Annotated in this window: 7 protein-coding genes; 6 read left to right on the top strand and 1 reads right to left on the bottom strand. The window is 60.2% G+C overall.

What is annotated here, in order from left to right:
- The 6 genes from A936_RS21455 to A936_RS21430 form a co-directional block, all read left to right on the top strand.
- The coding region (locus A936_RS21455) for an ABC transporter permease (RefSeq protein ID WP_008461519.1) at positions 1 to 607 on the top strand (607 nt) is incomplete at its 5' end.
- Positions 607 to 1,521 (top strand): ABC transporter permease, encoded by a 915-nt coding sequence (locus A936_RS21450; RefSeq protein ID WP_008461517.1) that lies wholly within the window; start codon positions 607 to 609, stop codon positions 1,519 to 1,521. The genes A936_RS21455 and A936_RS21450, both read left to right, overlap by 1 nt.
- Positions 1,518 to 2,852 (top strand): M20 family metallopeptidase, encoded by a 1,335-nt coding sequence (locus tag A936_RS21445; RefSeq protein WP_008461515.1) that lies wholly within the window; start codon positions 1,518 to 1,520, stop codon positions 2,850 to 2,852. Before A936_RS21450 ends, A936_RS21445 begins: the two co-directional genes overlap by 4 nt.
- 36 nt (positions 2,853 to 2,888) lie before the next feature.
- Positions 2,889 to 3,887, top strand: a complete 999-nt coding sequence (locus A936_RS21440) for a 1-aminocyclopropane-1-carboxylate deaminase/D-cysteine desulfhydrase (protein ID WP_008461513.1) — start codon at positions 2,889 to 2,891, stop codon at positions 3,885 to 3,887.
- A 2-nt stretch (positions 3,888 to 3,889) separates the two neighbouring features.
- On the top strand, positions 3,890 to 4,885 hold the full coding sequence (locus A936_RS21435; protein ID WP_008461511.1) for an ornithine cyclodeaminase family protein: 996 nt from the start codon (positions 3,890 to 3,892) through the stop codon (positions 4,883 to 4,885).
- The gene (locus A936_RS21430; RefSeq protein WP_008461508.1) at positions 4,875 to 5,690 is read left to right on the top strand and encodes a sulfurtransferase; all 816 of its coding nucleotides are present in this window, start codon (positions 4,875 to 4,877) and stop codon (positions 5,688 to 5,690) included. Before A936_RS21435 ends, A936_RS21430 begins: the two co-directional genes overlap by 11 nt.
- On the opposite strand, the gene A936_RS21425 is transcribed toward A936_RS21430, so the two are convergent.
- Positions 5,691 to 7,319, bottom strand: a complete 1,629-nt coding sequence (locus tag A936_RS21425; RefSeq protein WP_008461507.1) for a dipeptide ABC transporter ATP-binding protein — start codon at positions 7,317 to 7,319, stop codon at positions 5,691 to 5,693.
- Between the last annotated feature and the right edge of the window lie 92 nt (positions 7,320 to 7,411).

Below are 7,411 nucleotides of genomic sequence, written 5' to 3'. Positions count from 1 at the left end.
CCGCCTATCCCTGACGGTGGTGTTACTGGCGGCGGCTATTGCCGCCGTTATCGGTACCCTGCTGGGCATGCTGGCAGGCTATGTTGGCGGCTGGCTGGATGCCGTTATCATGCGCCTGATGGACATCCAGCTGGCGGTGCCGTTTATTCTGCTAATTTTGCTGGTGATGGCGCTGTTCGGCACTTCACTGGAAAACATTATTCTGATCATGGGCGTGACCAGTTGGGCGATTTACGCCCGCGTGGCGCGCGCCAAAACGCTCGAGTTACGCGAACTGGAATACATCGAAGCCGTTCGCGCCATGGGCTTTTCCACGCCGCGTATTCTGCTGCGACATATTCTGCCTAACCTCGCCACGCCGCTGGTTGTTCTGCTGACGCTGGATATTCCAAGGCTGATTGTCCTCGAAGCCTCCATTGGCTTTCTCGGGATGGGGATCCAGCCGCCAACGCCTACGCTCGGCAACCTGATTGGTGAGGGGCGTTCCTACATGCTGCTGGCGGAATGGCTGGTGCTGTGGCCGGGGCTGATTATCGCAGCGCTGGTGGTCGGCTGTAACCTGCTCGGCGACAGCCTGCTGCGTAAAACCCACACGAGGCTCGACTGATGCTGCGCTACATTCTTTCCCGCTTCGCGCAGGCCGTGCTGGTGATGTTTGGCGTCTCACTGCTGATCTTTTACAGCCTGCACCTGACCGGCGATCCTGCCGCGGTGATGATGCCGCCCGGTTCTTCCCAGCAAGAAATAGACAACTTCCGCCACGCAATGGGTTTTGACCGTCCGCTGCTCTGGCAATACGGCCATTACCTGACCGGCCTGCTGCACGGCGACCTTGGCCTGTCGCTCCGCTATGATCAGCCGGTGACCGAACTTATCGCCCAGCGCGTGCCTGCCACGCTGCTGCTGGCCGTTTCTGCCCTGGCGTGGAGCACCCTGGTTGGCCTGCTGCTTGGCCTGGTGAGCGCGGTCTGGCGCAACAGCGTTTGGGACTTACTCGCCCGCCTGTTTGCCTTCAGCGGCCAGGCCGTGCCGGTATTCTGGCTGGGTCTGTTGATGATCATCTGGTTCAGCCTGCATCTACGCTGGCTGCCCTCCAGCGGCTACGGCACCTTCAGCCATCTGATCATGCCCGCCATCAGTCTTGGGGCCTATTACATGAGCGCCATTGCGCGCCTGGTACGTGCCAGCCTGATCGACGTGCTGGCTCAGGACTACATCCGCACGGCGCAGGCCAAGGGGCTAAGTTCGTGGCGGATCCTGATTCGCCACGGCCTGCGCAATGCGCTGATCCCGGTCGTCACCGTGCAGGGAATGTATTTCGCTTCCCTGCTGGGCGGCGCGCTGGTCACCGAAATTATTTTTGCCTGGCCCGGCATTGGCCGCCTTGCGGTGCAGGCCATTCAAAACCGTGACTTCCCGCTGGTGCAGGCTATTGTCCTGCTGGCCGCGCTGGTGTTTGTGGTGGTGAACCTAATCATTGATTTGCTGTACGTGGTACTGAACCCGAGGATCCGGCTATGAAGTCACTCGATGCAACGCTGGATCTCCTGCACCAGCTGACGCCTTTCCGAAGCGTGGCGGGCAATATCGACCAGCAGCGCGACCTGGCGCAGTGGCTTGAGCGTTGGTTAATTGAAGAAACTGACGCTGAAGTGCTGTACCCGGTCAGCCAGCAGCCTCAGGACGACGCACCGCCGCTGGTACACGTGCGAATTAATATCGGCTCGCCACGAACCCTCGTGCTGTACAACATGTACGACGTGATGCCCGCCGAAGAAGACGGCTGGGAGGTCGACCCGTTCGTGGGCGGCCTCAAACACTGGTCGGATAAAGGCGATGTGTTTATTTCTCGCGGGGCGGAGAACAACAAAGGCCCGCTGGCAGGCATGCTGAGGGTGGTGCGCGATCTCTATCACTCGGGCCGCCTGCATACCAACGTTGAAATCCTGCTGGAAGGCGAAGAAGAGATTGGCAGCGGCAACCTGCGCCGCTACCTCGCCCGGCAGCCTTGCCCGGTTGCCCCGGCAGAAGCAGTGCTTTTCCCTTCCCTGTGCGAATACGGTGGCGGCGCACCGCGCATTTACCTCGGCTTCACCGGCCGCAGCGGTGGCCGTCTGGTAGTCAAAGGCGGCAGCTGGGGCGGCCCGAAAGCGGCGATTCACGCCAGTAACGCCGCATGGATCGATAGCCCGGTCTGGCGGCTGGTGCAGGCGTTAAGCACTCTTGCCCCGCCTCACGCCAACGGCGTGCTCGAAACGGGCGAGCTGGACGAAGAAGCCAGCTCCATTCTGGACGACCTCGCGCGGGAATTTAATTTGGCGGACGAACTGACCTTCCGCCGCAGCGAAAAATACGCCATCACTGGCGATAGTTTCAGCAACCTGGCATACCTGCTGGGCAGCGCGGTGCTAAGCGTGTCGGAGATAGCCAGCCTGCCGCGCGGTGCTCAGGGCGTGATCCCTCCGGAAGCCTTCGCCGATGTGGTGTTAAGAACACCGCCCGTCGTCGATGGCGAACGCCTGATGCGGCGCATAAAAGAACAGCTTGCCAGCCCGGCACTTGCCGGAGCGGTGCTCGAGCCGGGGGACAGCTACCCCGGCTACCGCTTCAGCATTGATGACGTCGGCGTGCTTGAGCTGATGGCGAGCTATCACCAGCAGCAGGCAAAACCGCAAATCTGGCCCTGGGCGCCAGGCTGCGCCCCGGCCTACGCCTTCGCCCCTGTGGCACCAGCCTTCCTGATCGGCGGCCTGGGCTACGGCGGCAACGCCCACGGCGTGAACGAATTCGTCACGCTCAAGGGCTTACAACGCTACCAACAATCGCTTAATGACTGGCTACTTGCCTTTTAAATACGGCCAGCACCCGGGAACCAGACAGGATAATGCATGAAAAACGTCAATGATTTTGAACGTGTTACGCTCGGATTCTTCCCCACGCCGCTGGAATCTTTACCTCGTCTGAGCGAAACGCTAGGCGTTAACATAAAAATTAAGCGCGACGACTACAGCGGTTTTGGCGGCGGCGGCAACAAAGTCCGCAAGCTGGAGTACCTGATGGCCGAAGCCTGCCGCAAAGGGGTGAAAGTGGTGATAACCACCGGCGGTCACCAGTCTAACCACGCGCGCATGGTCGCGGCGGCCGCCCGTAAATTTGGCATGAAGCCGGTACTGGTTTTACGCGGCGATGAGCCACAGACTTATCAGGGTAATCTCCTGCTGGACAAACTGTTTGGGGCAGAGCTGCAGTTCCTCGACCCGGAAGGTTATTTCACCCAGATTGAAGGCGCGATGCAGGCCCATGCCGATGCGGCCACGGCTCGCGGCGAAAAGCCGATGATCATTCCGCTGGGGGGGGCCACGGCGCTAGGTGCGCTGGGCTATGTTCGCGCCGTTGAAGAGATGGATGCCCAGCTTCGCGCTGCGGGCGAATCTGCCCCGGACGTGATTATCGCCCCCACCGGCTCCGGCGGCACGCTGGCCGGGCTGTATGTCGGCGCTCGCCGTTACTGGCCGAAAACGAAGATTATCGGCATCAGCGTCAGCGCCAAAGCCGACTGGTTCCAGACCCGAATCTCCGCCATGGCCGAGGACTGCGCTCGCCTGCTCGACTGGGATCAAACCTGGCAGCCGCAGGATATCCTGATCGAAGACGGATTTGTTGGCAGTGCCTACGGCGTGCCTTCTGACGGCGGCATTGAAGCGATTTATCAGGTCGCGCAGCAGGAAGGCGTGCTGCTGGATCCGGTTTACACTGGTAAAGCGATGCACGGTTTAATCACCCTCGCGAAAGAAGGCCGTATTGCCGCCGGCAGCAGCGTAGTGTTTATGCACTGCGGGGGCTCTCCGGCGCTTTACCCGTTCGCTCAAAAACTTCTGGAGCACTGATCATGCAGATAGTGAACCGTCAGCAGGTGGCCGACCTTGGGGGGAATGATCCGGTACAGGCTCTGCAGGACATCGAGGACACCGTGCGGTTGCTGAGGCGCCGCGAGGCAGCGATGCCCGCCGAAACCCACGTCAACCTCGATACGCCGCTGGGGAAGGTTTACGCCCTCCCGGCCAGAGTCGGCGGGCGGTTCAATGCGACGGGCGTAAAATGGACGGCGCATCGACCTCGCGCCAACGACGGCTATCCACAGGCGATGGCCACCACGCTGGTTAATCGCGCAGACAACGGTTTGCCGATAGGCCTGGTCGAAAGTGGCAGCCTGACCGCGACCCGAACCGCCGCCGTGTCGGCCCTCGCCTTGAAGCTGGCGGCTCCCCGCCGCCCTTCACGTGTTTTATTGCTCGGCGCTGGCGTGCAGGCCCGCGCTCATCTTGAGATGCTGGCTGCACATTTTCCCGATCTGGACATGGTCTATTGCTGGAACAAAACGCCGGAGCCTCTCGCCGACATGCTCAGCCATGCCGACAAACTCCCCTGGCCTGTCACCCAGTTTGAAACACTAAACGATGCGCTGCGCCAGCACTGGGACGCGCTGATTACCTGCACCAGCGCCAGCGAGCCGTTTTTACGCCCTGGCATCTGGCGGGCCGGCACCCTGGTGCTGCAAATCGGCTATCACGAAGTGGCCTTTGAGACGATTGCCGCCGCCGACAAGGTAGTGGTCGACCTTTGGGGAGACTTCAAGCTGACCAGCGCCAAAAGCCTGTTTCAAATGTACCGGGCCGGGCTTTTTGATGAGCAAAACGTCTCTGCAGATTTAACAAATTTACTGGTCGATGGCTGGCGGCCTGCGGAAACGGACAAGGTTTATTTCTCTTCTTTCGGCCTCAACGTGTTTGATATCGCCCTCGCCGCCCGCGTTCTAAGGGCTGCTGCCGAACAGGGCAAGGGCAGCAATCTGCCTTTTGGCTGGGAGACCACCGATGCTGATTAACGCGCCGGATCTGGTAAAACGAATCGAGAACGGCGAGATATTCGCGCTGATCGATGTCCGTGAACGAGAAGCCTGGCAAACGGCCTCCCTACCGGGCGCGCTGAATCTTAACGTCTACGACTATTTTGTGTCTGACTCGACCCCGAAAGGTTACGCCGCGATGGCCGGGGCATTTGTTCATGCCTGGCAACAGCTCGGTATCGCGAGCGGGGCTACGCCGGTATTCTTCGAGCAAACCGTGGGCATGCGATCTCCGCGTGGATTATGGTTTTTGTGGTTTGCACTGGGTGCAGAAGGACTGATTCTGGACGGCGGTGTAGAAGCCTGGGGAGACGCCGGGGGGAAATTAACGCCGGGGAAAGGTTCAGCTGCGATTGTTTCTGACGCCGGAGCCCCTGAATGTCAACCGGCCATGCCTCAGCTGGCCGCCACCCGCGCCGAAACGATCGACGCCGATCCGGCATCAACCTTACTGCTGGACGCCCGCAGGCCAACGGAATATAACGGCAGCTTTGTGCATGAATGCTGCGCGCGAGCGGGACGTATTCCTGGCTCAAAACTGCTTTTCTGGGAAGATGCAGTCGAGCATGGCCGGTTCAAATCCGCTGCAGCGCTGGCAAGCCTTGCCGCCGAAGCCGGATTTACGCCGTCAAAAAGAGTGATTGCCTGGTGCCACCGTGGCGCTCGCGCCGCCACGGTTCTGGTGGCTCTCAAACTTGCAGGTTACCAGGACGTGGCCGTTTACGTCGGCTCCTGGCATGAATGGGCGAGTCACCAGGAATTACCGCTGCTTAGTGGGGAATAATCACCCCACCTTCCGCAGCTTCAGCGCCTGCTGAATATCCGGCGCGGCGGCAATCAGCTGCCGCGTGTATTCATGCTGTGGCTTGTCCAGCACCTGCTTTGTGGCCCCCGTCTCCACAATTTCACCGCGATACAGCACCACCACTCTGTCACACGCCTGACGTACGGCGCCAAGGTCGTGGCTGATAAACAGCACGGTCAGACCCAGACGGTCACGCAGATCGGCGAGCAAGGCGAGGATCTGCCCTCGCACCGAAAGATCCAACGCCGAAACGGCTTCATCGGCCACCAACAGTTCGGGTTCAAGCGCCAGCGCCCGCGCAATGGCAATGCGCTGCCGCTGCCCGCCGGAGAAAGCCGACGGCAGACGATTCGCCGCCGCAGCATCCAGCCCGACCAGCTCCAGTAGTTCGCGAACGCGGCTTTGAACTTCCCCCGCGGGTCTCAATTTATGCACGCGCAGCGGTTCGGCAATTTGCTCACCCACCGGCATTTTGGGATCGAGGCTGGCGTAGGGATCCTGGAAAATAATCTGCGCCCGGCGGCGCATCCCCCGCTGCTGCTCACGGCTGGCGCGACGAACGTCCAGACCATCAAAAATAATGGTGCCGCTGTCGGCCGGAATTAAACCTATAGCCGCCCTGCCGAGCGTCGTTTTACCCGAACCGGACTCGCCGATCAGCCCGACGATCTCGCCTCGTTCGATTTCGAGACTGGTTGGCTTGAGCACGGTCTGGCGGCTGTCCGGGAAAAAAGGCAGCGTATGCGCCTGCGGGTAGCTTTTGGTGAGCTGCGACAGCTGCACCAGCGGCGAACGGGTAACGTTTTTGCGCCTGGCGGGCTGAGGCTCCGGCTGAGAAGCGGCAATCAGCCGACGGGTGTAGTCGGCCTGCGGCGCGGTCAGCAGCGTTGGCACATCGCCCTGCTCAACAATATTGCCCTGATACAGCACGCAGGCACGGTCTGCATAGCGAGCCACCACGCTTAAATCGTGGGTGATGAACAGAATGCCCATCGCCATTTCCTGCTGCAGTTCCTGTAGCAAAGTCAGGATTTGCGCCTGAATGGTGACGTCCAGCGCGGTGGTGGGTTCGTCGGCAATCAGAAGCGCAGGTTTGCAGCTAATGGCGCTGGCAATCATCACGCGCTGGCGCATGCCGCCGGAAAGCTGATGAATATACTGTTTTGCCCGCTGCTCAGGGTTCACAATCCCGACCCTGTCCAACAATGCGACCGCCTCACGGTGCGCCTGCTTCCAGCTGAGCTTTTGGTGGCGCACCAGCACTTCCGCAATTTGCTCCCCCACTTTCAGCACCGGGTTCATGCTGCTCATCGGCTCCTGAAAAATCGTGGCGATTTGCTGCCCGCGAAGCTCGCGCGGATAGGTTTTCCCCACAGCCGATACAACCTGTCCGTTAAACGTTACGTCACCGCCCGTTTGCCGCACGCCCCCCGGAAGCAAACCCATAACCGCCAGCGAGGTTAACGTTTTCCCTGAGCCTGATTCGCCTACCAGCGCAACAACCTCCCGGCGTGCAACGCTGAATGAAGCGTCCTTCACCAGAGGTTTACCTTCCAGCGTACTGATACAAAGCGAATTAACGGTTAACAGCGGGGTTTGATCGGTCATACGGGTTCCAGACGGGTGCTAACAGCGTGATTTTTGAGACTATAATATCTGCCCCAGTGCGACAAGATGATTTGCTGATAGCTTATTCATTT

The sequence above is a fragment of the Enterobacter sp. Ag1 genome (genome assembly GCA_000277545.1).
Lineage (GTDB): Bacteria > Pseudomonadota > Gammaproteobacteria > Enterobacterales > Enterobacteriaceae > Cedecea.
This window is presented reverse-complemented; position numbering and strand designations above follow the sequence as displayed.